The organism is Pedobacter sp. AC163 (genome assembly GCF_979258665.1).
Genome location: NZ_OZ409872.1, coordinates 1,185,885 through 1,211,313, shown reverse-complemented (window position 1 = coordinate 1,211,313; position 25,429 = coordinate 1,185,885). Strand labels below are relative to the sequence as shown.

The 25,429-nt window shown below is 40.8% G+C and carries 14 protein-coding genes; 6 read left to right on the top strand and 8 right to left on the bottom strand.

The genetic code is table 11. The features are described from left to right. Window positions 1-145: 145 nt before the first annotated feature. From ACZZZK_RS04930 to ACZZZK_RS04920, 3 genes are read left to right on the top strand one after another with little or no spacing between them, the layout of a single operon-like run. Window positions 146-1,228 (top strand): efflux RND transporter periplasmic adaptor subunit, encoded by a 1,083-nt coding sequence (locus tag ACZZZK_RS04930; RefSeq protein WP_463483165.1) that lies wholly within the window; start codon window positions 146-148, stop codon window positions 1,226-1,228. Window positions 1,229-1,246: 18 nt separating this feature from the next. Then, entirely contained in the window at window positions 1,247-4,417 is a 3,171-nt protein-coding gene (locus tag ACZZZK_RS04925) for an efflux RND transporter permease subunit (protein ID WP_463483164.1), read from the top strand. Further along, window positions 4,410-5,843 carry a TolC family protein gene (locus ACZZZK_RS04920; RefSeq protein WP_463483163.1) on the top strand — a complete coding sequence of 478 codons (1,434 nt, stop codon included), beginning with the start codon at window positions 4,410-4,412 and terminating at the stop codon, window positions 5,841-5,843. Before ACZZZK_RS04925 ends, ACZZZK_RS04920 begins: the two co-directional genes overlap by 8 nt. Before the next feature lie 1,119 nt (window positions 5,844-6,962). Here the strand turns inward: ACZZZK_RS04920 and nhaA are convergent. The 6 genes from nhaA to ACZZZK_RS04890 all read right to left on the bottom strand — a co-directional run bounded on the left by nhaA (window position 6,963) and on the right by ACZZZK_RS04890 (window position 18,704). Continuing rightward, window positions 6,963-8,123 carry a Na+/H+ antiporter NhaA gene (nhaA, locus tag ACZZZK_RS04915; RefSeq protein ID WP_463483162.1) on the bottom strand — a complete coding sequence of 387 codons (1,161 nt, stop codon included), beginning with the start codon at window positions 8,121-8,123 and terminating at the stop codon, window positions 6,963-6,965. A 95-nt stretch (window positions 8,124-8,218) separates the two neighbouring features. After that, entirely contained in the window at window positions 8,219-10,054 is a 1,836-nt protein-coding gene (locus ACZZZK_RS04910; RefSeq protein WP_463483161.1) for an ABC transporter ATP-binding protein, read from the bottom strand. Between the two features lie 154 nt (window positions 10,055-10,208). Continuing rightward, entirely contained in the window at window positions 10,209-10,697 is a 489-nt protein-coding gene (locus ACZZZK_RS04905; protein ID WP_463483160.1) for an anthrone oxygenase family protein, read from the bottom strand. Window positions 10,698-11,262: 565 nt separating this feature from the next. After that, window positions 11,263-12,183 (bottom strand): PorP/SprF family type IX secretion system membrane protein, encoded by a 921-nt coding sequence (locus ACZZZK_RS04900; protein ID WP_463483159.1) that lies wholly within the window; start codon window positions 12,181-12,183, stop codon window positions 11,263-11,265. A gap of 8 nt (window positions 12,184-12,191) precedes the next feature. After that, the gene (locus ACZZZK_RS04895; RefSeq protein WP_463483158.1) at window positions 12,192-17,936 is read right to left on the bottom strand and encodes a lamin tail domain-containing protein; all 5,745 of its coding nucleotides are present in this window, start codon (window positions 17,934-17,936) and stop codon (window positions 12,192-12,194) included. 147 nt (window positions 17,937-18,083) lie between these two features. Next, window positions 18,084-18,704, bottom strand: coding sequence for an L-threonylcarbamoyladenylate synthase (locus ACZZZK_RS04890; RefSeq protein WP_265799104.1), 621 nt, complete (start codon window positions 18,702-18,704; stop codon window positions 18,084-18,086). 126 nt (window positions 18,705-18,830) lie between these two features. Here ACZZZK_RS04890 and ACZZZK_RS04885 point away from each other — a divergent pair, with 126 nt between their 5' ends. From ACZZZK_RS04885 to ACZZZK_RS04875, 3 genes are read left to right on the top strand one after another with little or no spacing between them, the layout of a single operon-like run. Beyond that, a complete protein-coding gene (locus ACZZZK_RS04885; protein WP_463483157.1) occupies window positions 18,831-19,088 on the top strand; it encodes a type II toxin-antitoxin system Phd/YefM family antitoxin in 258 nt (85 codons plus the stop codon). Next, window positions 19,078-19,335 carry a Txe/YoeB family addiction module toxin gene (locus tag ACZZZK_RS04880; RefSeq protein ID WP_463483156.1) on the top strand — a complete coding sequence of 86 codons (258 nt, stop codon included), beginning with the start codon at window positions 19,078-19,080 and terminating at the stop codon, window positions 19,333-19,335. The genes ACZZZK_RS04885 and ACZZZK_RS04880 overlap by 11 nt, the downstream gene beginning before the upstream one ends. 12 nt (window positions 19,336-19,347) lie before the next feature. Beyond that, a complete protein-coding gene (locus tag ACZZZK_RS04875; RefSeq protein WP_463483155.1) occupies window positions 19,348-21,009 on the top strand; it encodes an FMN-binding glutamate synthase family protein in 1,662 nt (553 codons plus the stop codon). Between the two features lie 1,189 nt (window positions 21,010-22,198). Here ACZZZK_RS04875 and asnS read toward each other — a convergent pair. Together asnS and ACZZZK_RS04865 are read right to left on the bottom strand one after the other, a co-directional pair. Continuing rightward, window positions 22,199-23,647 carry an asparagine--tRNA ligase gene (gene asnS, locus ACZZZK_RS04870; RefSeq protein WP_463483154.1) on the bottom strand — a complete coding sequence of 483 codons (1,449 nt, stop codon included), beginning with the start codon at window positions 23,645-23,647 and terminating at the stop codon, window positions 22,199-22,201. 87 nt (window positions 23,648-23,734) lie between these two features. Beyond that, window positions 23,735-25,384 carry a M28 family metallopeptidase gene (locus tag ACZZZK_RS04865; protein WP_463483153.1) on the bottom strand — a complete coding sequence of 550 codons (1,650 nt, stop codon included), beginning with the start codon at window positions 25,382-25,384 and terminating at the stop codon, window positions 23,735-23,737. Window positions 25,385-25,429: the final 45 nt, after the last annotated feature.

Below are 25,429 nucleotides of genomic sequence, written 5' to 3'. Positions count from 1 at the left end.
TATAATTTCATAATTCTACCCTTATTTCGCATCGGAATTAAGGGGAAGTCGGATTTATTTGGTAAATGTAATGATTGCTGAATATATCGATTTTCTACTTCTAATTCTATTGAAAGAATTAAATCAGATAAAATTCAGTTAAAAGATGAACAGAAGTTTCATGTATTTTGGCCTGTGTGCTTTGCTCTCTGCAGCAGGTTGTAATCAGCAAAAGGAAGAAAAAGAAGAAGCAATTACTTATGCCGTAACCTCTCCGGTAACCATCGATACTTCCTTCACGAAGGAATATGTATCGCAAATTAAATCCGTTCGCAACATTGAAGTACGTGCTCAGGAAAAGGGATATCTTCAAAATATTTATGTTGATGAAGGGCAGCAGGTACATGCCGGGCAGGTTTTATTTAAAATTATGCCTCGGATGGCACAGGCAGAAGTTTTGAAAGCCCAGGCCGAAACCAAAGCAGCAGAATTAGAGGTAGAAAATACCAAATTGCTTTCTGATAAAAATGTGGTTTCGAAAAATGAGCTTGCCATGGCCAAAGCGAAACTGCAACAAGCAAATGCCGAAACTTCTTTAGCGAAATATCATTTATCTAATACCGAAATCAGGGCGCCGTTTAATGGCACCATCGATCGGATTCCCTTGAAGTTGGGAAGTCTTGTAGATGAAGGCGCACTCTTGACCAGCCTGTCTGATAACAGTCAGGTGTTTGCTTATTTCAATGTTTCCGAACCCGAATATTTAAATTACCAGGCGGCTGCTAAAGCAAAAACGCAGCAAGAAGTGAGTTTACTTTTAGCGAATAATGAGCTATTAAAATCGAAAGGAAAAGTAGAAGTTATCGAAAGTGAGTTTAACAATGAAACCGGAAACATTGCTTTCAGGGCCCGTTTTAACAACGCTGATAATTTGCTTCGGAACGGGGAAACAGGAAAAATTCAAATGGTTGTTCCCCTGAAAAAGGCATTGGTTATCCCTCAAAAAGCCACTTATGAAATTCAGGATAAAACTTATGTTTTTGTGGTCGATAATCGCAATATGGTACACTCACGCAACATCACGATTAGCGGCGAAATGCCCGATTTATATGTGATAGGCAGCGGATTATCAATAGGAGATAAGATTTTACTTGAAGGCGTACAAAAAGTGAAAGATGATGATAAAATCACTTTCAAATTCCAAAAGCCTCAAGAGGTAATCAAACAGTTAAGATTAAAAACCGAATAACTCCAGCAATAATTTTTTATGTTTAGCAAGTTCATACAAAGGCCCGTCCTTTCTATAGTCGTATCGCTTATTATTTTATTTCTAGGCGCATTATCGGTTTCCTATCTTCCCGTTACCCAATTTCCCTCTATTTCGCCACCGAAAGTTAATATCACGGCAGAATATCCTGGAGCAAATAACGAATTGTTAATTAAATCAGTAGTTATCCCTTTGGAGCGAGCCTTAAATGGTGTTCCGGGGATGAAATATATCGCTTCAGATGCTGGTAATGATGGTGAAGCTTCCATCCAGGTGGTATTTAATTTAGGAACTGATCCCAATCAGGCTTCCTTAAATGTGCAGAACCGGGTGGCTGCGGTAACCAACAAACTTCCGCCATTGGTGGTTCGTGAAGGTGTAAAGATCAGTCGTGAAGAATCCAATATGTTGATGTACATTAATTTGTATAGCACAGATCCAAAGTTGAATGAGAATTTTCTGTACAACTTCGCCGATATCAATTTACTTTCCGAATTAAAAAGGATTGATGGGGTAGGTTTTGCTGATATTTTGGGCGATCGGGATTATGCGATGCGCATTTGGTTAAAGCCCGACAGAATGCAGGCTTATAAAATCTCTGTAGATGAAGTGATGAAATCGCTTGATGAGCAAAGTTTGGAAGCTTCACCTGGTAAAACTGGGGAAAGTTCGGGCAAGCGGTCACAAGCTTTTGAATATGTGTTAAAATATTCTGGCCGTTTTAATACGAAAGAGGGTTACGAGAACATCATTTTACGGGCAAATCCGAATGGGGAAATGTTGCGTTTAAAAGATGTGGCTGATGTTGATTTCAGCAGTGCAGCTTACAATTTGTATTCTAATTTAAACGGAAGACCATCTGCGGCGATTGTTTTAAAACAATCTTATGGAAGTAATGCCAGTCAGGTAATCAAAGATGTGAAAGCCAAAATGGCTGAAATTAAGTCAACTTCTTTTCCAAAGGGATTGAATTATGAAATCAGCTATGATGTTTCCAAGTTCCTTGATGCATCTATCGAAAAAGTAATTCACACCTTAATTGAAGCCTTTATTTTAGTGGGTTTGGTGGTGTTTCTATTCCTTGGAGATTGGCGTTCTACTGTTATTCCAGCCATTGCGGTGCCGGTTTCCTTGATCGGAACATTTGTTTTCATGTCTATGTTTGGCATTACGCTCAATTTAATTACCCTATTTGCTTTGGTTTTGGCCATTGGGGTTGTGGTAGATGATGCCATTGTGGTGATTGAGGCTGTACATGCGAAGATGGAAAACGATAGGCGTTTATCGGTATTAAAAGCGACGCAACAAGCCATGAAAGAAATCAGTGGTGCTATTATCGCCATTACTTTCTTAATGGCTTCAGTATTTATCCCGGTAACTTTCATGTCTGGTCCGGTTGGTATTTTCTACCGTCAGTTTTCCATCACTATGGCAACAGCAATTATTCTTTCGGGTATTGTTGCGCTAACATTAACACCAGCTTTGTGTGCCATTATGTTGAAAAACAACCATGGGAAACCGAAAAAGAAAACAGCTGTTGACCGGTTTTTAGATGGCTTTAATAATGCTTTCAATAAGTTATCCGGTAAGTATGAAATTGTACTGAGCAAAGTGGTGGGTCGCCGATTATTGACCTTCGGAATTCTGGTGGCTTTTTGCTTCGGGATTTGGGGACTAAGCGGAACCGTACCTTCAGGATTTATTCCAAATGAAGATCAGGGGATGGTTTATGCGATTATTCAAACGCCACCAGGATCAACGCTTGAACGTACCGACCAGATTGCAGAACGCCTGCAAAAACTATGTGAAGATATTGACGGTGTAAAATCAGTTTCATCGTTAGCAGGCTACGAAATTTTAACAGAAGGTACTGGCTCTAATTCCGGAACCTGTTTAATCAACCTTAAAGATTGGAATGACCGTAAACACTCTGCATCAGAAATTATAAAAGAACTGGAACAAAAAGCAAAGTCCATTCCTGGTGCTACTATTGAGTTTTTCCAGCCGCCGGCAGTTCCAGGATACGGTGCAGCAGGAGGTTTCGAACTTCGCTTATTAGATAAAGCGGGAAGTGGCGATTACAAACGCATGGAAACCGTTGGAAATGATTTTGTAAAAGAGCTTAATAAAAGGAAAGAACTGTCATCAGTATTTACCTTTTATAGCGCAAGTTTTCCTCAATATATGTTGAATATTGATAATGAAATAGCGCAGCAAAAGGGCGTAACGATTGATAATGCAATGAATACCCTTTCCACTTTCGTGGGGAGTAATTACGAAACCAGTTTCATTAAATATGATCGCCAATATAAAGTGATGGTTCAGGCTTTGCCACAATACAGAGCGTTGCCAGCAGATATCTTGAAGCTTTCTGTGAAAAACGATCGTGATGAAATGGTTCCGTTTTCGGCTTTTATGAAGATGGAAAAAGTGTATGGATTATCTGAAATTACGCGTCACAATATGTACAATGCTTCCGAAATTAGTGGACAATCTGCACCCGGCTACAGTTCGGGTCAGGCAATTAATGCCATCACTGAAGTTGCTGCTAAAACGCTTCCAAGGGGCTTCGGTATCGATTGGGCTGGGATTTCCAAAGATCAGGTTTCCAGAGGTAATGAAGCGGTGTATATCTTTTTGATCTGTTTAGGCTTTGTTTACCTTGTCCTTGCCGCACAATACGAAAGCTTCATTTTGCCGCTTTCGGTAATTTTATCTTTGCCTGCTGGTATTTTCGGAGCGTTTCTGTTCCTGCAATTGTTGGGGTTAGAAAATAACATTTATGCTCAGGTAGCCATGGTGATGCTGATCGGATTGTTGGGGAAAAATGCTGTCTTGATTGTGGAGTTTGCTACGCAGCGGCATAGTCAGGGGGCCACAGTTTTAAAAGCCGCTTTGGAAGGTGCAAGTGTACGTTTTAGACCTATTTTGATGACTTCTTTTGCATTTATTGCAGGTTTGATTCCTTTGATGATTGCTTCCGGCCCAGGTAAAATTGGAAATAGAACCATTGGTTCTGCAGCAGCAGGAGGGATGTTGTTCGGAACCATATTCGGCGTGATCGTAATTCCAGGATTATACTACATTTTCGGTACCATCGCAGCCAAACACAAGTTAATTAAAATTGAAGAAGAACATCCGTTAACTGAAGAAATTGAAGATAATGTTTAAGCAAAAAATTTATAAAATACTTGGGTTAGCTATCATTGTTGCCACTTACAACGCTTGTAAAGTGCCAGATTTTGCCCAACGTAATGAGAATAAAAACACACCTGCTAGTTTTAGTACCTCAATAGATAGTACCAATACAGGTGCTGTACAGTGGCGTAGTTTTTTTACCGATCCAAATCTGGTAAGCCTGATCGATACGGCCCTTAAAAATAACCAGGAACTAAACATCACCCTGCAGGAGATTGAAGTGGCTAAGAACGAAATTAAGGCCAAAAAAGGCGAATTGCTTCCTACAGTAGGCTATCGGGTAGGTGCTGGTTTAGATAAAGTCGGTCGATACACCAGTTCGGGTGCCGGCGATGCCTCAACTGAAATTACTCCGGGTAAAGGGGTACCGGAAGTGTTGCCCGATTATGCATTTGGTTTGCAGGCCAATTGGGAGGCCGACATCTGGCATAAGCTTCGCAATTCCAAGAAAGCCGCGGTTGACCGCTATCTGTCTACGGTTGAAGGAAAGAATTTCGTCATCACCAATTTGATTGCAGAAATAGCCAATACCTATTATGAATTGCTGGCACAGGATAATCAGCTGGAGATTGTAAAACAAAATATTGCCCTTCAAAGTAATGCCCTCGAACTGATGAAAATTCAAAAACAGGCTACAAGAGTTACAGAGCTTGCCGTACGTAAGTTTGAAGCCGAAGTGTTGAGTTCCAAAAGTTTAGAATTCGATATTCAGCAAGACATTACCGAAAGTGAAAATAAAATCAATTACCTATTGGGCCGTTTTCCACAGCCAATTGTTAGAGATCGAAATGCTTTTAGTTTATTGGTTCCACCTACAATCCAGGCCGGCTTACCGGCTCAGTTACTGGCTAACCGACCTGATATTAAACAAGCTGAATACGATTTGGAAGCGTCAAAATTAGATGTTAAAGTAGCGAAGGCACAATTTTATCCTTCATTGGGGATCTCTGCGAGCATCGGTTATCAGGCATTTAATCCTTCCTATTTATTACGTACACCAGAATCGTTGATTTACTCCCTTGCCGGAGATTTGGCCGGTCCACTAATCAATCGCAATGCGATTAAGGCAGAATATTTAACTGCAAATGCTAAGCAGTTACAAGCCGTTTTCAATTATGAAAAAACAATCTTGAATGGATATATTGAGGTGGCAAATCAAATTTCCAATATTTCGAACCTCCAAAAGAGTTACGATCTAAAATCAAAACAGGTTGTAGCGTTAACGCAATCCATAGAAATTTCCAATGACCTTTTTAGAGCGGCCAGAGCTGATTATTTCGAGGTTTTGATGACACAAAGGGATGCATTGCAATCTAAATTGGAATTAATAGAAACCAAAAAACAGCAGCTAAATGCGGTGGTGAATATTTATCACGCTTTAGGCGGGGGGTGGAATTAAACCCTCCGTGCTACAGCGCATGTTTATAATAAATTAGGTCGTCATTTCCTGCCTGCAGCAGGTAGGCGAAATGAGCTTTTCGCGATTGAGTAATCTGTCTCTTCATCTTCATCCTCACGTAGGCGGGGATCTTAAAGCGATGTAAAGGCTTTGACGTTTTCTACCCTAAGATAAACTCGCTCGTCCGTCATTTCCTGCCTGTAGCAGGCAGGCGAAATGAGCTTTTCGCGACTGAGAAATCTTTCTATCCATCGTCATCCTCGCGTAGGCGGGGATCTTAAAGCGATCCAAAGGCTTCGCCTTTGATTTTCTTTCGCCTCATCGGCGGCGGCCTCCTTCTTTGTTCTTGATAACAAAGAAGCAAAAAATCAAGGCTTGGAGACAATGTCGGATAAATTCGTCAAAGCTTAATTGGCGGCATCACAAGCTGCGATGAAGAATCGCAGAATACGCGATGCCTTGGTAAGGTGGGTATTGGAAGTTGGTGCAAAAGCTTTGACGTTTTATCTATCCATTGTCTCCTATGCCAGATAGCATGGTGGAACATCAATAGCAGACGTCGAAGTTCTTAGTACTTCATTCGCTCACTCGTCATTTCCTGCCTGCAGCAGGCAGGCGAAATGAGCTTTTCGCGATTGAGAAATCTGTCCCTTCATCGTCATCCTGAGCGTAGTTGAAGGATACTAAAATGATGTAAAGGCTTCGCCTTTGATTTTCTTCGCCTCATTGGCGGCGGCCTACTTCTTTGTCCTTGATAACAAAGAAGCGAAAAATCAAGGCCTGGATCCAATGTCGGATAAATTCGTAAAAGCTTAATTTGCGGCATAACAAGCTGCGATGAAGAATCGCAGAATACGCGATGCCTTGTCAAGGTGGGTATTGAAAGTTTGTGCAAAAGCTTTGACGTTTTCTCCTTTCATTGTCTCCTATGCCGGATAGCCGGGTGGAAGATCAATAGCAGACGTCGAAGTTCTTAGTACTTCATTCGCTCACTCGTCATTTCCTGCCTGCAGCAGGCAGGCGAAATGAGCTTTTCGATTGAGAAATCTTTCTACGAATCGTCATCCTCGCGTAGGCGGGGATCTTAAAGCGATTTAAACGCTGATTATTTCCTTCGGCTTAGTCTTCACTTTTCTTCAACGATTTCAAAAACACAAAACCCACTACGCCTGATAAAACCGAAGCGGTTAATATGGCGAACTTCGCTTCTGATACATGCAAGGCATCGCTAAAAGATAACAGTGCGATAAATATCGACATTGTAAAACCGATGCCTGCCAACATGCCTAAACCTAAGACATGTTTCCAGCCTGCTCCGGTTGGTAGATCTGCAAATTTAAGTTTAACGGCCAACCAGGAAAATAACGTCACGCCGATGGTTTTTCCCGCAAATAAACCTACTATAATGCCCATTCCTAAAGGAGAAACTAGTCCTGTAATCATCTCTTTTTCGAAGGTGATGTTGGTGTTCGCCAGGGCGAAGATTGGCATGATGAGGTAATTTACCGGAACACTTAAAGCGTGCTCCAGTTTTTCTAAAGGAGATAAAACATCCGTTTCATTTGTGGGGATGGTAAATGCTAAAAGTACTCCTGCAATGGTGGCATGAATGCCGGAGTGGTGGATGAAGTACCAAAGGAAGATTCCGGGGATTAAATAGAAGATCAGGCTTTTTACACCGAAATAGTTCATTAAGCTTAACAATACTAAAATTCCGCCAGCCATTGCCAAATATTCAAAATGAATTTGGTTGGTGTAAAATATAGCGATTACTAAGATTGCGCCTAAATCATCAACAATGGCCAAAGCCGCTAAAAATATCTTCAAGCTAGCGGGTACGTTTTTACCAAGCATGGCAATTATGGCCAGCGCAAATGCAATATCTGTGGCCATAGGGATGCCCCAACCGCTCGCAGTTTCGGCTCCTTTGTTAAATATTGCATAAATTGCGGCCGGAACCAGCATGCCACCTAATGCAGCAATTACCGGAAGTGCCGCGTTTTTTAGCGACGACAATTCCCCTTCAACCAGTTCACGTTTAATTTCCAGGCCCACAAGTAAAAAGAATATGGCCATTAAAGCATCATTAATCCAGGCAAGAATGCTGTAATTAACGTGGCCAAACCCGAGCTTGGTTTCTAAAAAAGCTTCGAAACCTTCCTTCGATGCGGTGTTGGCGATCAGTAAGGAGATGGCTACACAAATTAGCAATAAGAAACCGCCAACTTGTCCGGAGCGGAAAAAACGTTGAAATACGGCTAGGTTGATTAGTTTCGGCATGATGACAAAAATAAGGAAAACTTAGTTTCTGACTATTAATTAATTTGATTTAAATGGAAATATAAGTTCCTCTTTTACTGGCAAACGCTCTGAATTTATTTATATCCCGAAGCCTGTAAATTAAATAGCTCCGCGTATTTGCCTCCCGCTTTCAAGAGTTGCTCGTGTGTTCCCGACTCGAGCAAAGTTCCCTTCTCTAACACTAAAATCCGGTCGGCTAATCTTGCTGTAGAGAATCGATGTGAAATTAAAACCGCTGATTTTCCTGTAGTGAGTTGTGCAAAACGTTGGAAGACTTCATATTCTGCCCTTGCATCCAATGCGGAGGTAGGCTCATCTAAAATTAATACTTGCGCATCTTTCATGTATGCCCGGGCAAGCGCAACCTTCTGCCATTCGCCGCCCGAAAGTTCAACTCCATCGTTAAATTTCCTGCCTAGCCATTGCTGATAAGCTCCCGGCAGCTTCTTTGCAAGCTCATCTGCCAAACTAAGTTGCGCAGCATTTTTTACCAACTGTTCATTTTCAATTTCCTTAATATTGCCGACCGCAATGTTTTGATAAAAAGTCATTTGATAGCGGATATAATCCTGGAAAATGATGCCGAGGTTATGCCTTAGGTCGTCTAAATCATAAGATTTTAAATCCCTTCCATCCAATAAAATACGACCTTCGCTTGGGTCATACAGTCTGGCCAGAAGTTTAACCAAGGTCGTTTTTCCTGCACCATTTTCTCCAACCAGGGCCAATTTCTCGCCGGGTTTGAGCTCAAAGCTTAAATTTCTGTTCGCCCATCTATCGCTATTGTGGTATTGGAACCCTACATTTTCAAATACAAAACCTGATTTTATGGGGTTTGGAAAAGGCGGCGCCGCTTCTGGTTTGGTAATTTTCGGCTTGATCTCAAAAAAATCAATGAAATCCTGTAAATAAATGGCGCCTTGAGAAACCATTGTAAATCTCGAAAGCATTGTTTCCATTAAGCTGCTCAGTTGACGAAATGACCCAGCAAGGAAAGTAAGGTTGCCCACCGTCGATTTTCCGGTGACGGTTTCGTAAACAATAAATCCATAGGCCGCATAATAACCAATGGTGCCTAAGATTGAGAAAAATGTGCCCCAAATAGATCTGCGCACCGCTAACTTGCTGTTGTCCTGATAAAATTTATCAGACAAAGTTTTGAATCTGTCGATAATGAAATCAGCGAGGCCAAAAATCTTTACTTCCTTTGCCGTTTCATCGCTTGCACCCAGGTAGCGAACATAATCGAGTTCCCTGCGCTCTGGTGTCTGACTGCGAGACAATGCATAATTCTTGCTATTAAAATAAGATTCGCCTAAAAAAGAAGGGATGATTGCAAGCACTAAAAGGAGAATTAACCAGGGGTTAAAAGCAATTAAACCGGTTAAAAGAAAAGCCATTGAGATTAGATCCTGTATTTGGCTCATCACTTGAGAAAGCATGACACTTCTCCCCACTGTTTGCTGCCTTGCCCGCTCAAGTTTATCGTAGAATACCGAATCTTCAAATTGATCCAGATCGAGCGTAGCTGCATGCTCCATTATTTTAATGGAAGTATAATTCGAAAACTGGTCGCCGAGCAAGCTATCTGTTAGATTAATCATTCTGCCCAGGGCATCGTTCAAAATCGCCAGTAAAAATTGTACTCCTACCAGTTCCCAAAGCAATTGCATATCGCCGTTTGCGGCGCTGGTACTTAAAGCCACCACTTCATCAATAATGAGTTTGCCCACATAAAGCAGGGCAACCGGCATGGCCGAACGTAATATCCGAAGGATGAAACTGATGATTGTCTTGCTAGGACTGCTTTGCCAAACCAGCTTAAACAAACTGGGCAGATTTTTTAATGATGAAAGGCGTTCTTTAAAAGTTATATTCTCAAGGGGTATTGTATTTCTATTCTTTGCCATAGTGGTGCTGTAATAGCAAAGCTAATTATTGCGTGAGTAGTTTTCGGTTTATTTGAAAAAATAGCAATTATGTAAATAGAGATACAATTACAGCCTGAACAATCTTTATTTGAAAATGTTATTCAATCTTAACGAAATCGTAAAAAGATATGATTTAAGGATTAGGAAACTTATTTTTCAAAGAGTAAAAGTTATCGACCGCTGCAAAAGAGAATATAACGCCTATAAGAAGTACAGTTGATCTCACCCAGTTCATGCTGCTCCATTCGGAGGATAATCTTTTAAGTGTTTCAGTGTCTGGAGTTGGCTGCGACATCATTATATCGGTTCTCGGATGGAAGTAAGTAAAAGCAAAAATATCTCCTGAAACATAGCAAATCAAAGCGATTCCAAGAAGTAATCTCATATTTTTTGAATTTTTCCAATAGATGAGGAGTGATAGTAAAGTCAGCAACTGACTTGCAGGTGAAAATATTTTGAAAAAATTTCCAGGATTTACAGTCTTAAAAAATGCTTTCGCAGCCAGAACAGAATTTGGAATATCACTGTCGGTGGCGGCCGCAATAACCATCGAATTAAAGATGTTTGCAAACAAGACTCCACATGCTATTGCCACTGAACTTAGAAGAATTATTTTTTTCATAACTGGATAGTTAATAGGAAATAAATATAATAAAATTTTGTAACAATCAGTTTTTCAAGGTATTGTAATCCTGTGTTCATTGTGTCTCCATTGATAAGCTTAATTGAAAAAAGTTATTCTAAAAATAAAGGTGTTGACAGGGTGATTGAAGCTTGCTATTACTAAATCTTGCTTCGGTTTGAAACAGAAGGCTTTACTTTTTTGCTTGATCAAAAAGTAACAAAAAAATCAAGGTTTGGAACTGATGTCGGATAAGTCATGCGAAACTTTAATTACAACAGCGGATTAGGTTCGATGAAGAATAGAACTGACCTCTGTTTTAGTCATTCGGATTTTGAACGTTTGGGCAAAAGTTTCACCTGCTTCTCTTTCCATCATTTCCTATGCCGCAAAGCAGGATGGCAATAGCGAGGAGTAGAGGAGTCTGCTTTGTAAGGGTTCCTTTTAGCGAAAAGTTTCTGGTTCCTTCTACCTTTCACTGGCAAAGAATAGACCAAAAAAGCCACAAATTCTTAGATTTAAATCTGCGAATCTGTGGCTAAAATTTTTGTTTATGCTATTCTACTTATTTTTTCTTTCCGATATTCACCCGAATGTTCACCTCAAAATCGCCATCGGTATAGCCGCTAATAGCTGAAGTTGCTGTGTTGTAATAGGCCATAAAATATAGAGACGATTTGTAGTTTACGCCGAAGCCTACCGTTGCATTTTGCGTGTTATGATACATGGCCATTACATACAGTTTATCGTTTGCGAAGTTGGCATTTACACCCGCATCCCACAAATTCTTATAGTTTTTAATTCCTCTGAAAACCCCTTTTGGCTCCAGACTGATGCCGTTCATTCCTTCACCAAGGCTGAATTTATATCCGATAGCTGAATAGAAAGTAGGTTTATTGGCATAGTTTAAATCATCCTTTCTAAAAACAGAGCGCATATTTGGAACGGCGCCTTCTATTGTTAATCCTTTGGAGGTATAGGAAACGCCAAAATCTCCATCAAGGTAAGAGCCACGATCGTTAAAACGGGCGATTGAAGGATCGTTAAGATCGCTGTTTCTGATGCTGCTTAAATCTAAACGATCTCTACTCACCCCAAAAGAAACGCCAAAATTCAGTTGTTGTTCGTTATCGCTTAGTGGCAAGTGGTAGGCAAAAGTTCCTACGGCCTTTGTGCGTTGTAAACCGCCAGATTTTTCATTATAAACGTTAATGCCCCAACCTACTTTTCCAACTTGCTGATCTAAAGTTACGCTCTGCGTGAGGGGTGCGCCGGGAATGTTCGACCACTGTTTGCGGAAACTTCCGTTAATATTAAAACCTTCGTTAATACCTGCCATTGATGGATTTACCAGGTAGCGGTTTTGAAAATACTGAGCATTTAAAGGTAAGATCTGCGCCTTAACTGTGCTGAAAATAAATAAACCAGTTGCAAATAGAAACGTTACGCGACGCATTTGCTTTATGTTTTTTGTAATTGCTTTCATGTCTGTAATTAGTCTCTAATAATATTGATGTAACCCTTAAAAGTGCCGATTCCAGAACCTAAATCGATAATGTAATAATAAGTTCCTTCTTCAAGTGGACTTCCGTTTACCGTTCCATCCCAATCATTGGCATAAGCTTGTTTGGTGTATAAAATCCGACCCGCTTTATCAAAAATCTTAACCGTGTTATTTGGATAATAATCGATGTTTTTCACGATAAACTTATCATTATATCCATCGCCATTAGGGGTAACGACTGTGCTGGCTTCCAGTTTATAATCATCTAAAACCGTGATAGTGATGGTCTGCTCACTCACACAACCGCTTGAATTGGTAACGGTTACTTTATAAATTCCCGTTTGCCGAGGGCGTACCGTAACTGATGAACTCGCCTGACCGCTGATGATGTCGGCACCCGTCCAACTGTATTGGTTTCCGCCAGTTGCACTAAGAATTAAAGCATCACCTTTCGAAATCGAAAGCGCTTTATTCGCTGTGATGGCAACAACTGGGAGCGGATTTACCACTACGGTAGCTGTTCCCGTTTGCGCCTGACCACAGTTTACATCGGTAACACTTATTAAACTATAGGCAAAGCTTCCGGCTGTATTCACTGGAACCGATACCGTAACAGAAGCATTTGTTCCTGTCGTGCTCACCGTTCTGCTTGCGCCACCGTTTAGATTATAAGTAAAGGTGTAAGGTGCTGTACCATTTGCACCCGTAAATGTAATTACCGGTGAAGTACCATTTAAACAAACTGCTGTATTGCCAGAAACAGTCGCAGTAGCTGCAGAAAGCTCCGTCAACTTAAACGTTCTGCTTACTGTATTGATGCCGTCATAGTCGGTTCCTCCATTATCTGTTACGGTCACTGTAATATTCGCCGAACCATTTACATTATTTTTAAAACGATAGGTGATTGTTCCTTTATCCACTCCACTGGCCGCAATAGTTAACACGTCGAATAAATTCGGGTTATCAGAAGTGATGCTTAGCGTGGTGGTTTGTGTAGTTTCCGGACCAGCAGATATTCCGCTTACCTCAATAGTTTTGTTCGTTGTGGTGAAACAAGATGATTGGTTGGCAATTGCGCTCAGGTTAGGAGCGCCGTTTCCGAAGAGATACCTTGATTTGATTGGATAATGATCCGTTGTAGTTGAACTATAATTGGTTACCAGATTTTTAACGGCATCCAGAACTTCTGCCGTTCCTTGTATGTAATTCAAATTCAGGCTTTTTGTGAGGATTACATTATCTATCACGGTATTAAAACCCGCAGTAGATTGTTTGCCGGCTAAACTCAAAGGCAAGGTAATAGGGAAATAATTAGCGGCATCCAGGGTAAAATCAGCATACGAAGTTCCCGTTCCAGCCGGCATCGGTGCAATGGTTTTATCCGGATTAAGTACATCATTAAAATCGCCTAAAATGATTACCTTTTTGCCAGCCAAATTAGCATCGATCCAGTTTTTCAATTGTAGGTTTCCTCCTTTTCTTCTATTGTAAGAATCAATTTGTTCGGCTGGAGTTCCCGTGTTCGCCTTTGCATGGATTTCAATAAAATAAACCGTTTCCTTTTTGCCGTTAATCGTTACCTCCGCTTCCATTGCGAAAGGAAAACGACCCGATGACCAGTTTTTGTAAGGTGTTCCATCTACACTCGTTGATGGGATAGAAGGATTGTAGGTGTCTTCCAGTACACCAAAGGTTCTGATCGGTTTTACCAGATCAGTACGGTACATAAAAGCCAGCTTTTGTGCCAGCGGATAATCAATATCTTGTTTGTTATCAGCATAAGAACCAAAAGAACTGAAAACAACATTATATCCGGCAGGCAAAACGGTATTTCTAAATAAAGTGGTGTCTACCACTTCGGCGAAGCCATAAACATCTGCACTGATGTTATTAACTATTGTCTTCACATTCGCTGCCTGTTGTGTATCGTTTGCCGGATCTTGTGCCGGACTACCGAACCATTCAATGTTCCAGTTCACCACTTCTAAAGTATTTGCCACATCGAAAGTATTTCCAGCCAGGTTAACCATTTTTGTAGCCGAACCTGCTGTAGCGATATTTACATTGGCAGAATAAGTAGTGTTAACCGCTGTAGGCGAAAATTTTGCATAAACCGTAGGGGAGGTGTTGTTAATTGCGGCCCTGTTATAGGTTAATGTTGAGGCATAAGTACCATTATTGCTGTTTGCAATACTAAAGTTAGCCGGGGCAGTAACTGTAACATCTCCGGTTAAGTTACCAGCAGAGAATGTAAACGATTTCTCTGTCGAGGTGGTGCCTGCTGCCTGGAAACCAAAATTAACACTCGTTGTAGAAGTGGTGATATCTACTGGTGGAGGAGTATTTGAATTGACTACCGCAAAATCATCAACGGTCCAGCGGCTTGCCGATGAGGTGGTAGAATTGTAAACGAAAGCCACATATACCGGGGTAGCTTTGTAAGCTGAAAGATCGATGTTTCCTGATTTCGTCCAGACATCTGAACCTGTTTCAGGGAACTTGCCATCTAAATTAATCCACGTCGCCAAAGCAGGATTTCCACTTCCAGTGTAAGTGGTAGAAACTTTTAGCTGCAATTTATCTCCTGCGAAGGCAGATCTTGTCCAGAAGGAAAGCACCGCATAATTCATGGTTGATAAATTAAGTGCTGGAGAAATCAACCAATCTTCATTCAAGATGTTTCCACTGGCAAAACCATTTATTTGCAAGGCATTTCCAGCGCTGGCTGTACCGGTAGCATCATTTGCATCGTGACCGAAAGTAGTTGTACATCCCCAGGTTTGTGGTCCGGTAACGCTATATTGGTAAAAACCGTCAGATAATGCAGCACTTCCAACTGTTGTACAATTTTCGAAATTAAAAACAGTTTGGTTGGGATCAATCGCCGGTCCTGAGAGTGCTAATGAAACAGCGGTTGCCCCAGGACTAGTGTGCAAAATAGCTCCTGTGGTATCGCGGGCAACCGTTGGGCTAAACCTCACATAAACGGTTTGGTTGGCAATTAATTCAGCCGCAGTGTAAGATAAAGTATTCGTAAAAGTGATGTTGTTTTTTGAGATCGAATAAGGTGCGCTTGTTGTAAGTGTAGTTGCGACAGTTAAATTTCCGGCAGATAAAATATAACTTTTTGATGCCGAAATCGTATTAATCGCCTGATTACTAAATGCAAGGGTTTTAGGTGTAGTGATTAAGTAAGGGCCAGCAGTTGAAGCGGGTTCGGTTACGGTCGAATTTTGAGGATTCGCCACTTTCGCCACAAAATCAAACGCATTATCATCACTATCAAAACCGTTACCAGCAAATTCTTCGGTTCCTCCTACGCCCAATGTTGTCGCATCTGAAGTTGCCGTTGCTTTACGTTCAATGGATGCAGTATTTGATGGAGCAGTTGTTGGGCCTGAACCTTCAAAGGCATTAGCCGTTCCAAAACCTACAAAATCAACAATTTGTGTTCCGGTAGGGCTTGCGCCCGTTTGCGCAGTGGGTACATTGCTTAATAAAACTTTGCCAGCGGCACCAGCCATGTTAATGGTACCAATACGGTCAGGTGTGGGTAAATTCGTCGTGCCGCCACTTCCAGCACCTTGCTGAATGAGATAAAAAGTTTTCGGAGCAATGCTTCCTGCCAGTGTGGTTACCTGCCAGCTTGTACCTGTTGAACTTGCATATTGAACAGACCAGCCAGTTAAGTTTACTGCTGATAAAGTTGGATTATATAGTTCGATAAAATCATTCTTGTAAATGGCACCAGAATTACCTCCGCCACCGTAAATTTCAGAAATTACCACATGGTTAGCGCCCGTCGGTTCTTTTACACTTGAGTTTTGAGGATTTGGTGCTGTAATGACAAAATCGGTGCTGTTATTGTCTGAGTCAAATCCGTTTCCATCAAATTCTTCAGGGCCACCAACTGCCAATGTAGTTGCAGTAGAAGTTGCGGTCGCTTTCCTTTCTGCGGATGTTGTGTTGGTCAACACGGCAGTAGGCGTGGTTTCGAATCCGGTTGCAGTAGGACCGACACCGATTTTATCTACAACGGCTGCGCCGGATGGATTTGCACCTGTTAAAGGAGCAGTAGCATTACTCAAAATTACTTTGAACGCCGCTCCAGCCATATTGATGGTTCCCGTTACATCTGGGCTTGGCAGATTAAGTGTTCCACCAGCACCAGTTGCCTGTTGAATTAAGAAAAACCCTTTGGCCGGAATACTGCCTGTTAAAGGGGTAACCTGCCATGATGTTCCAGTTGCCGCACCATATTGTACGCTCCAGCCGGCCAAACTTACCGCCGCATTGCCAGGATTATAAAGTTCAATGAAATCATTTTTATACGTTGCAGCTGCGTTTCCTCCGCCACCATATACCTCCGAAATCACAACATGCGTGGCGGCGGCGGGCGGTGTTGTTCCCGTTCCGGTTACCGAGATAGTTTGTGTGCCAGCACCTGTGCTTGAAACCGAAATATTTTCATTTGATGCTACTGCTGCTGTGGGACTAAAACGAGCATAAACTGTTTTACTTGTAGATAATTCTGATGGCGAATAACTAATGGCAGCGCTAAAGCTTACATTGTCTTTTGATAAGGTGAAAGGTGCAGTTGAAGTTAAATTTACTGCATCAGTCAAGCCTGCAGCACTTAAAACAAAGGTTTGCGGAGCAGAATTTGTACCTGCATTCTGATTACCAAAATCCAATGAGGTTTTATCAACGGTTAAGATTGATGTTTGGCCAGTTCCGGTTACTGCAACATTTACGGTTGATGCGCCAGTACTTGTATTTACGATATTACCAGTTGCGCTACCACCTACAGTTGGACTGTATCTGGCATAAACTAATGGAGATGCGGTAAGTTCTGCAGCGATATAGCTAAGCGAATTACTAAATGTGCTATTATCCTTAGAGATGGAGAACGGGGCAGTCGCAGTCACACTCACGTTTCCTGTTAAATTGGCTCCGCTTAAGGTGTAAGATTGCGATGCAGAAACTGAACCTACGTTTTGATTGCCAAATGAAATATTATTTGGATTAGCGGCAAGTGTTGGTACCACTGCACCACCTGAAGTAAATGTGAGGTTAAAATTATCTATTGCGGATGAAGGTCTGTTTCCAGATCCTGTAGTTGCGTTAAGCGTAATAATCCTGATCCAAACTGGCCCGGCATTATTATCTAAAGCTGCACCAAAATCTACAATAATGGCATTGCTTGAAAATGTACTTCCACCGGTAATTAACGTTCCGGTACTCGTAGCAGGGGTGAAGGCTGTTGGGCTTGTTCCAAAACCGTAATCTATCACCCAGGCTGCAGCTCTTGGCGAAGAACTATCTAAAGATTGTAAATCGAAATTTAATTTGAGTGCCGATTTCCCTGTGGTGTTTGCAATCTGAAATACAAAAGCTGCTCCCGAATCGCCAATAGCACCTGTTTGCCTAACTCCCAAGCTGCGGTTTGTTGCAGCATTTTGATCTGTGGTGCTACTTGCTGAAGTTAAGCCAGTTGCTGAAGCAAAATTTTTAAAGGCGCCTGTTGCGTTATTCCAGGCAGTTGGAGCAGTCGTTAATGCTGCTGCAGTACCCAAACTCGTTGCATTTGAACTCAATCTAATGTTGAAACCATTAGGTAATCCAGCTCCAATTCCATTAAAATTTTCAACATACGGAGATGTTGTCAAAGTTACCTGAGCGAAAATTGGAAAGAAAAATAAAAGGAATAAAATGAGAAGTAAAGGTCTTTTCATATAGTTTGTTTTGTTTAGAACAAATGTATATGCAAAAGCCTAATAGTCAGTTTAATTTAATGTTAATTCGCTAGAATGTGGAAAAATAGATTTTATATGGAATAATTTATGTCTGCTTAATACGTTACGCTCAGTTCGAAGTGGTGTTCATAGAAAATCTTCAATGTTGCCTTTGCCTTCACGAATAACTTCAAATTCGCCGTTGGTACAATCAATTACTGTTGAAGCTTCGTTGTCTCCAAAGCCTCCATCAATCACCAAATCAACTAAGTTTTCATATTTCTCATGAATCAATTCAGGATCTGTCGAATATTCAACCACGTCGTCATCATCTTTAATTGAAGTTGATAAAATGGGGTTGCCCAGTTCCTTCACAATGCAGCGGGCGATATTATTATCAGGTACCCGAATACCAACGGTTTTTTTGTTAGAGCTTAATAACTTGGGTACATTATTATTGGCATTGAAAATAAACGTAAAGGGGCCAGGTAACGCTTTTTTCAATACCCTAAACGTCGTGTTGTCAATCGGTTTAATGTAATCAGAAATGTGTTTCAGGTCGTGGCAAATAAAAGAAAAATTAGCTTTCTCTGGTTTGATACCTCTTATCCTGGCGATTTTTTCGATCGCTTTAGGATTGGTAATATCACAACCTAAACCGTAAATGGTATCCGTAGGATAAATAATCAAACCACCTTTTTTAAGCACTTCAACCACTTGTTCGATGGCCTTTTCATTTGGATTTTCTGGATAGATCTTAATAAGCATAGCGTAAAAATAACAAATAATGACGTTAGTTGTTTACAAGATGGTCTAATCATAAAAATTCTAAATATGTACAAAAATTTGTACAGCCGTTTTATTATTTCTAATTTTGATAGATAAAAGATAAAAATGGAAATTACAAACTATACCTCATTCAGGCAAAGTTTAAAAACCTACCTCGATAAAGTTTTTTCTGATCACACACCTTTGTTTGTAACACGTGCAAAGGGCGAAGATGTGGTGGTATTATCAAAAGCAGATTATGATAGCATGCAGGAAACTTTTTACTTATTAAGAAGTCCAAAAAATGCTTTGCGATTACAGCAGGGTTTAAAAGACTATGAAAAAGGCTTAGCCAAACCACAAGAATTGCTTGATGATGAATAAATTATTTCTTGATGTTGCATGGGAGGATTATCTGTATTTTCAAAAAGTTGATAAAGTTATCCTGAAAAAAATCAATGCATTATTAAAAGAAATTGAACTTACACCATTTGAAGGCACAGGAAAGCCTGAACCATTAAAACATCAGTACTCGAGTTGGTGGTCTCGAAGAATAAATTTAGAACACAGATTGGTTTACAAGGTAGAAAATTCAGCTATTATTATTCTGCAATGTAGATATCATACCTAATTTGAACAAAATATGAGAAAAGCTTTCGTTGCTATTGCAGCATTTTTAGTTGCCCTTACCATTATGTTGGGCCTTTATCATCCGTTTTTATGGTGGACTTTTCTTTTCACCGGTCCTTTTGTAATCCTCGGTGTTTATGATTTATATCAACCCAAACATAGTATTGTAAGAAATTACCCGGTATTTGGGAGGTTGAGGTATTTCATGGAAGAATTAAGACCAAAAGTTTATCAATACTTTGTGGAAAGTGATACGAATGGTACACCTTATAACAGGCTAAACAGGTCTTTGATTTATCAACGTGCTAAAAAAGACAACGATACTATTCCATTTGGAACGCAGCTTAACGTTTATGATAATGGCTACGAATGGTTAAGCCATAGTATTGCTGCCATTTCCCACCACGAGCTTAATTCTGATCCACGTGTGCTGGTGGGTGGACCTGATTGTAAGAAACCATATTCAGCAAGTATCTATAATATCTCAGCGATGAGTTTCGGTTCTTTAAGCCAGAATGCAATTTTAGCATTGAATGGTGGTGCTAAGATGGGCAACTTTGCACACAATACAGGTGAAGGCGGAATTAGCGACTACCATCGCCAGCCAGGCGGAGATCTGATCTGGCAAATAGGAACAGGATACTTTGGCTGCCGGCATGAGGATGGGACCTTTAATTATGAAGCCTATGCCGAAAGAGCGGTAACTGACCAGGTAAAAATGGTGGAGATTAAATTATCACAAGGGGCAAAGCCTGGCCATGGCGGGATGTTGCCCGCAAAAAAGGTTACACCAGAAGTGGCTCGTATTCGTTTGGTTCCACAGGGTAAAGATATATTGTCACCGCCAGCTCACTCCGCATTCAATACACCGATCGGGCTCTTAGAATTCGTAAAAACATTAAGAGATCTTTCTGGAGGAAAGCCTGTTGGATTTAAATTGTGTATCGGTCGCAAGAGTGAGTTTTACTCCATTTGCAAAGCGATGATTGAAACCGGTATTTATCCTGATTTTATTACCGTTGATGGGGGTGAAGGTGGAACAGGTGCTGCGCCACAAGAGTTCTCTAACTCGGTGGGTATGCCGTTGAGAGAGGGTGTAGCTTTTGTTTATGATGTGTTGAATGGTTTTGATCTTAAAAAGCATATTAAAATTATTGCTTCAGGCAAGGTTTCTTCCGGATTTGATTTGGTTAAAAACATCGCGTTAGGTGCCGATATGTGTAATGCTGCCCGCGGAATGATGTTTGCCTTGGGTTGTATCCAGGCTTTGGAGTGTAATAGCAATACTTGCCCAACTGGTGTGGCCACGCAAGATCAAAGTTTAATGAAAGGCTTAGTTGTTGAAGATAAAACTGTAAGGGTGAAAAACTTTCATAACCTAACCGTAGCCAGTGCAGTTGAATTATTAGGTGCGGCAGGGCTTCGCGAACCTTCTCAGTTAAGTCGTGCCTATATTAACAGGAGGGTAAGCCAGAATGTGATGCAGTCTTATTTGGAGACATTCCCCTATATTCCTGCCGGAAGTTTGCTGCAAACACCTTATCCTACACGTTTTGAATTGGGTATGGCACTGAGTACATCAAAAAGTTTTGCACCAACCGATTATAAAGTTTCTGCTGTTGATTATCAACATGCTAATTCTTTTAATGATACCATGAGTGAAGAAGGAATATAGCTGAGCTATTTTTTGAAATTAATAAGGAGCCAAGTTTTTAAAACTTGGCTTTTTTGTTATTGATGGTTTTTGTCGAATAGCGTTTTGATGGATGAAAATAAATCGAATCCTATCCGTCGTCATTTCGACCGAAGCGGAGAAATCTTTTAATCGAGTTTCGCCTTGATCAGTATGTCATCCTGAGCGTAGTCGAAGGACTATTCAATAATGAGTCTTGCCTGATTCTAGTCTTAGCGTCTCGCTAAGACTCAAAATTACGATAGTTTGGGATTTAATGTCAGGTCTTAGCGAGACGCTACGACCAGAAAAGTTAATTCATCCTATCCGTCGTCATTTCGACCGAAGCGGAGAAATCTTTAAAAACCGTTTCGAAAAGTACAAAGATTTCTCATTTCCGCTGCCCTCCATTCGAAATGACGGATGCCATAGAAGGGAGTGGTGCTAATTTCAGTCTTAGCCTCTCGCTAAGACTCAAAAGTACGATAGTTTGGGATTTAATGTTAGGTCTTAGCGAGACGTTACGACCAGAAAAGTTAATTCATCCGATCCGTCGTCATTTCGACCTAAGCGGAGAAATCCTTCAAATAGAACTTGCTAAATACAAAGATTTCTCAGTTCCGCTGCGCTCCATTCGAAATGACGGATGCCATAGATGGGATTGATGCTATTGTTCTGATTATTAGCGTCTTGCTAAGGCTCAAAAGTACGATAGTTTGGGATTTAAAGTTAGGTATTAGCGAGACGGTACGACCAGAAAAAGGTTAAGTCTTCCTATCCGTCGTCATTTCGACCGAAGTGGAGAAATCCTTTAAATAGTAGTTGCCAAGTACACAGATTTCTCAGTTCCGCTGCGCTTCATTCGAAATGACGACCGCCATAGAAGGCAGTGATGCTACTGTTTCTGATTCTAGTCTTAGCCTCTCGCTCAGACTCAAAAGTATGATAGTTTGGGATTTAATGTTAGGTCTTAGCGAGACGCTACGACCAAAAAAGTTAATTCATCCTATCCGTCGTCATGTCGACCGAAGTGGAGAATCCTTTAAATAGAGTCGCCAAGTATTAAGATTTCTCAGTTCCGCTGCGCTCCATTCGAAATGACTATTCGTTAGTAGTAAAAAAAAATCCGTTTGAGCATTTCAAACGGATTTTTCACATCAATGGATTTATGCTTTTATCCTTTAAGCTTCAATTAAAATTCTGCGTTTTTAGGGAAGCGAGGGAATGCGATCACGTCGCGGATATTGGTCATTCCGGTAACAAACAATACCAAACGTTCGAAGCCCAAACCGAAACCTGCATGTGGTGCCGATCCAAAACGACGGGTATCTAAATACCACCACAATTCATCCTGTGGGATATTCATGTCTTCCATACGTTTTGTTAAACGATCTAAACGTTCTTCCCGTTGCGAACCACCAATCATTTCTCCGATGCCTGGGAACAAAATATCCATAGCTGCTACAGTCTGTCTACCTTCAGCATCTGGTTCATTCTGACGCATGTAGAAAGATTTAATATCAGCTGGGTAATCGGTTAAGATCACTGGTTTTTTGAAATGTTTCTCCACCAAATATCTTTCGTGTTCACTTTGTAAATCAGCTCCCCACTCATCAATTAAATACTTGAACTGTTTCTTTTGGTTTGGTTTAGATGATTTTAAAATTCTAATCGCTTCTGTATAAGTTAAACGTTCGAATTCGTTAGCTAAACAGAAATCAAGTTTCTCTAACAGACCGAATTCGCTGCGCTCATTCTGAGGTTTTTGTTTATCTTCTTCAGCTAAACGCGTATTTAAAAATTCTAGTTCTTCTTTGCAGTTATCCAAAGCATATTTAATTACATACTTCATCATGTCTTCTGCAAGTTGCATGTTGTCTTCCAAATCAGCGAAAGCCACTTCAGGCTCAATCATCCAAAACTCAGCCAGGTGGCGGGTAGTATTTGAGTTTTCTGCTCTAAAAGTAGGACCGAAGGTGTAAATCTGTCCGAACGCCATTGCCGCCAACTCACCTTCCAGCTGACCAGAAACAGTTAAGTTAGTGGCACGGGCGAAGAAATCCTGTGAAAAATCGACTTTCCCTTCATCAGTACGAGGAGTGTTGTCGAAATCTAAAGTGGTTACTTTAAACATTTCTCCCGCTCCTTCAGCATCACTTGCGGTAATAACCGGCGTGTGCATATAAACAAAACCACGTTCGTTGTAAAACTGGTGTATCGCAAAAGCCAAAGCATGACGAACTTTGAATACGGCATTAAAAGTATTGGTACGGAAACGCAAGTGGGCAATTTCACGTAAAAACTCCAAGCTGTGTTTTTTTGGTTGCAATGGAAATTTTTCAGGATCACTATCTCCCAAAATCTCAACCGTTGTTGCTTTGATTTCAACCGATTGGCCCTTTCCTAACGACTCGACCAATTTACCAGTTGCAGAGATAGCTGCACCGGTGGTTATTCTTTTTAACAGCTCTTCTGGTAAATTATTAAAATCAACTACAACCTGGATATTGCCCATGCAAGATCCATCATTTAAGGCAATGAATTGATTATTTCGGAAGGTTCTAACCCATCCCATAACCGTTACTTCTGTGTCAAATGCTGTCGACTTTAATAAATCTTTAATTTGCTGTCTCTTAATCATATTGTTATTTATAAAAGGCGCAAATTTAGGAAAAAAGTATCAGTTAACAATTAGCAGTATCCAATTTTCAGTTATTGAAACTGCGAACTACAAACTGTTAATTGACTTATCTCTTGCTGCTTTAAACTCTGATCCGGCTTTCCATTGCGGAAAAGTAGTTTCGTTGCTTAATTTGTAACCTACAGTAAATAGGATGTTGGCAATTTGCGCAAAGCCTTTCGTGTTCATTTGTGGCGAGTAAGCATCTGAAGGTTGGTGGTAATGTTTTTCATTATAGCCCAGTCTTTGTTCTTGTCCCCATTTAGCGCCATGTTCCTTGCTATTGAAACCATTCACAATATCGATTGCAGGTACACCCACTTTTGCAAAATTGAAATGATCAGAACGATAGTAGCTTCCGGCACTTGGGCGGGTGTCGCCCACTGCTTCCAAGTCATTATCCTTGAGCAAGTTGACGATGTAGTCTTCCACTTCATTTTGGCCTTTTCCTTTAATAGAAATGTCTTTTGTTTCGCCATAGAAACCTAGCGCATCCATATTTAAGTTGGCTACCGTTTTATTTAATGGATAGATTGGGTTTAAGGCATAATATTCTGACCCTAATAAACCTTGTTCTTCACCGGTTACTGCCAGAAATACGATAGATCGTTCTGGCTTTTCTTTTGATTCCTGAAAAGCTTTGGCGATAGACAGCATGGCTGCAACACCGCTTGCATTATCTACAGCGCCATTGTAAATAGAATCGCCATTAACTTTCGGTCCGATGCCGAAATGATCCCAGTGTGCGGAGTAAATAATCGTTTCTTCTGGTCGTTTACTTCCTTTAATAATTCCGATCACATTTTGCGAAGTGGAATATTTGTATTTATTGTTTAAAGTTACAGTTACCGTTTGGTTTAGCGGAACAGCTTTAAAATCTTTTTTCCGGGCATACTCACGAATATCTCCGGTGATTCCAGCATTAGCTAGTAACTTTGTTGCCGCTTGTTCCGTCATCCAGCCTTCAAGTTTACATCTTGATTTGTGTTTGTCGGCAGCCTGGAGGTATAACCTTGCACCCGTATTGCTATTGGTAATCACCGACCAGCCGTAGCTAGCGGGTTCCGTTTGATGTATAATGATTACTCCAGCAGCGCCTTGCCTTGCAGCTTCTTCATATTTGTACATCCATCGGCCATAATAAGTCATGGTGTCGCCCCTAAAATACATTTTATCTTTTGCGTTAAAACCAGGATCACTGATTAATACCACGACAGTTTTACCCTTCACATCCAGATCTTTGTAGTCGTTCCAGTTAAATTCTGGTGCCACAATACCGAAGCCGGCAAAAACAAGCGGCGAATTTTTCAATTGAATGGTATCCTGTTCTCGTCTGGTAAATGCAACGAAATCATCAACCGCTTTAAATGTCAGTTTTTCCTTCCCGCCAGTTATTTCCATTCTTTCTGATGTGGTAGAAGTAATTTCGACCATGGGCACTTTTTGAATGTAACTGCCATTGTTGCCAGGTTCTACCCCGGCTGTTTTTAGTGCCGACGAAATATAATTTACAGTTTTAGTTTCTCCGACCGTGAATGGGCGCCTGCCTTGCAGTGAATCATCAGCTAAAACAGCAATGTGCTGTTTTATCGTTTCTGGACTTATGGGGCCTAAGCTTGTAGATTTTTTTTCTTCTTTACAGCCGAAAATGAGAGCGATTCCCAATGCAGCTAAGCTTAATATTTTAATTTTGCTCATATTATTTTTCGATTAATAAAAAAGTCATCGGATGAATATAAGCAA

Excerpts from the sequence above, each read along its gene's own strand:
- nhaA (WP_463483162.1), bottom strand. The coding sequence starts at position 8,123 with ATGCCGAAACTAATCAACCTAGCCGTATTTCAACGTTTTTTCCGCTCC.
- ACZZZK_RS04880 (WP_463483156.1), top strand. The coding sequence starts at position 19,078 with ATGATGAATAAATTATTTCTTGATGTTGCATGGGAGGATTATCTGTAT.
- ACZZZK_RS04890 (WP_265799104.1), bottom strand. The coding sequence starts at position 18,704 with ATGCTTATTAAGATCTATCCAGAAAATCCAAATGAAAAGGCCATCGAA.
- ACZZZK_RS04900 (WP_463483159.1), bottom strand. The coding sequence starts at position 12,183 with ATGAAAGCAATTACAAAAAACATAAAGCAAATGCGTCGCGTAACGTTT.
- ACZZZK_RS04895 (WP_463483158.1), bottom strand. The coding sequence starts at position 17,936 with ATGAAAAGACCTTTACTTCTCATTTTATTCCTTTTATTTTTCTTTCCA.
- ACZZZK_RS04930 (WP_463483165.1), top strand. The coding sequence starts at position 146 with ATGAACAGAAGTTTCATGTATTTTGGCCTGTGTGCTTTGCTCTCTGCA.
- ACZZZK_RS04925 (WP_463483164.1), top strand. The coding sequence starts at position 1,247 with ATGTTTAGCAAGTTCATACAAAGGCCCGTCCTTTCTATAGTCGTATCG.
- ACZZZK_RS04865 (WP_463483153.1), bottom strand. The coding sequence starts at position 25,384 with ATGAGCAAAATTAAAATATTAAGCTTAGCTGCATTGGGAATCGCTCTC.
- ACZZZK_RS04910 (WP_463483161.1), bottom strand. The coding sequence starts at position 10,054 with ATGGCAAAGAATAGAAATACAATACCCCTTGAGAATATAACTTTTAAA.
- ACZZZK_RS04885 (WP_463483157.1), top strand. The coding sequence starts at position 18,831 with ATGGAAATTACAAACTATACCTCATTCAGGCAAAGTTTAAAAACCTAC.
- ACZZZK_RS04875 (WP_463483155.1), top strand. The coding sequence starts at position 19,348 with ATGAGAAAAGCTTTCGTTGCTATTGCAGCATTTTTAGTTGCCCTTACC.
- ACZZZK_RS04905 (WP_463483160.1), bottom strand. The coding sequence starts at position 10,697 with ATGAAAAAAATAATTCTTCTAAGTTCAGTGGCAATAGCATGTGGAGTC.
- asnS (WP_463483154.1), bottom strand. The coding sequence starts at position 23,647 with ATGATTAAGAGACAGCAAATTAAAGATTTATTAAAGTCGACAGCATTT.
- ACZZZK_RS04920 (WP_463483163.1), top strand. The coding sequence starts at position 4,410 with ATGTTTAAGCAAAAAATTTATAAAATACTTGGGTTAGCTATCATTGTT.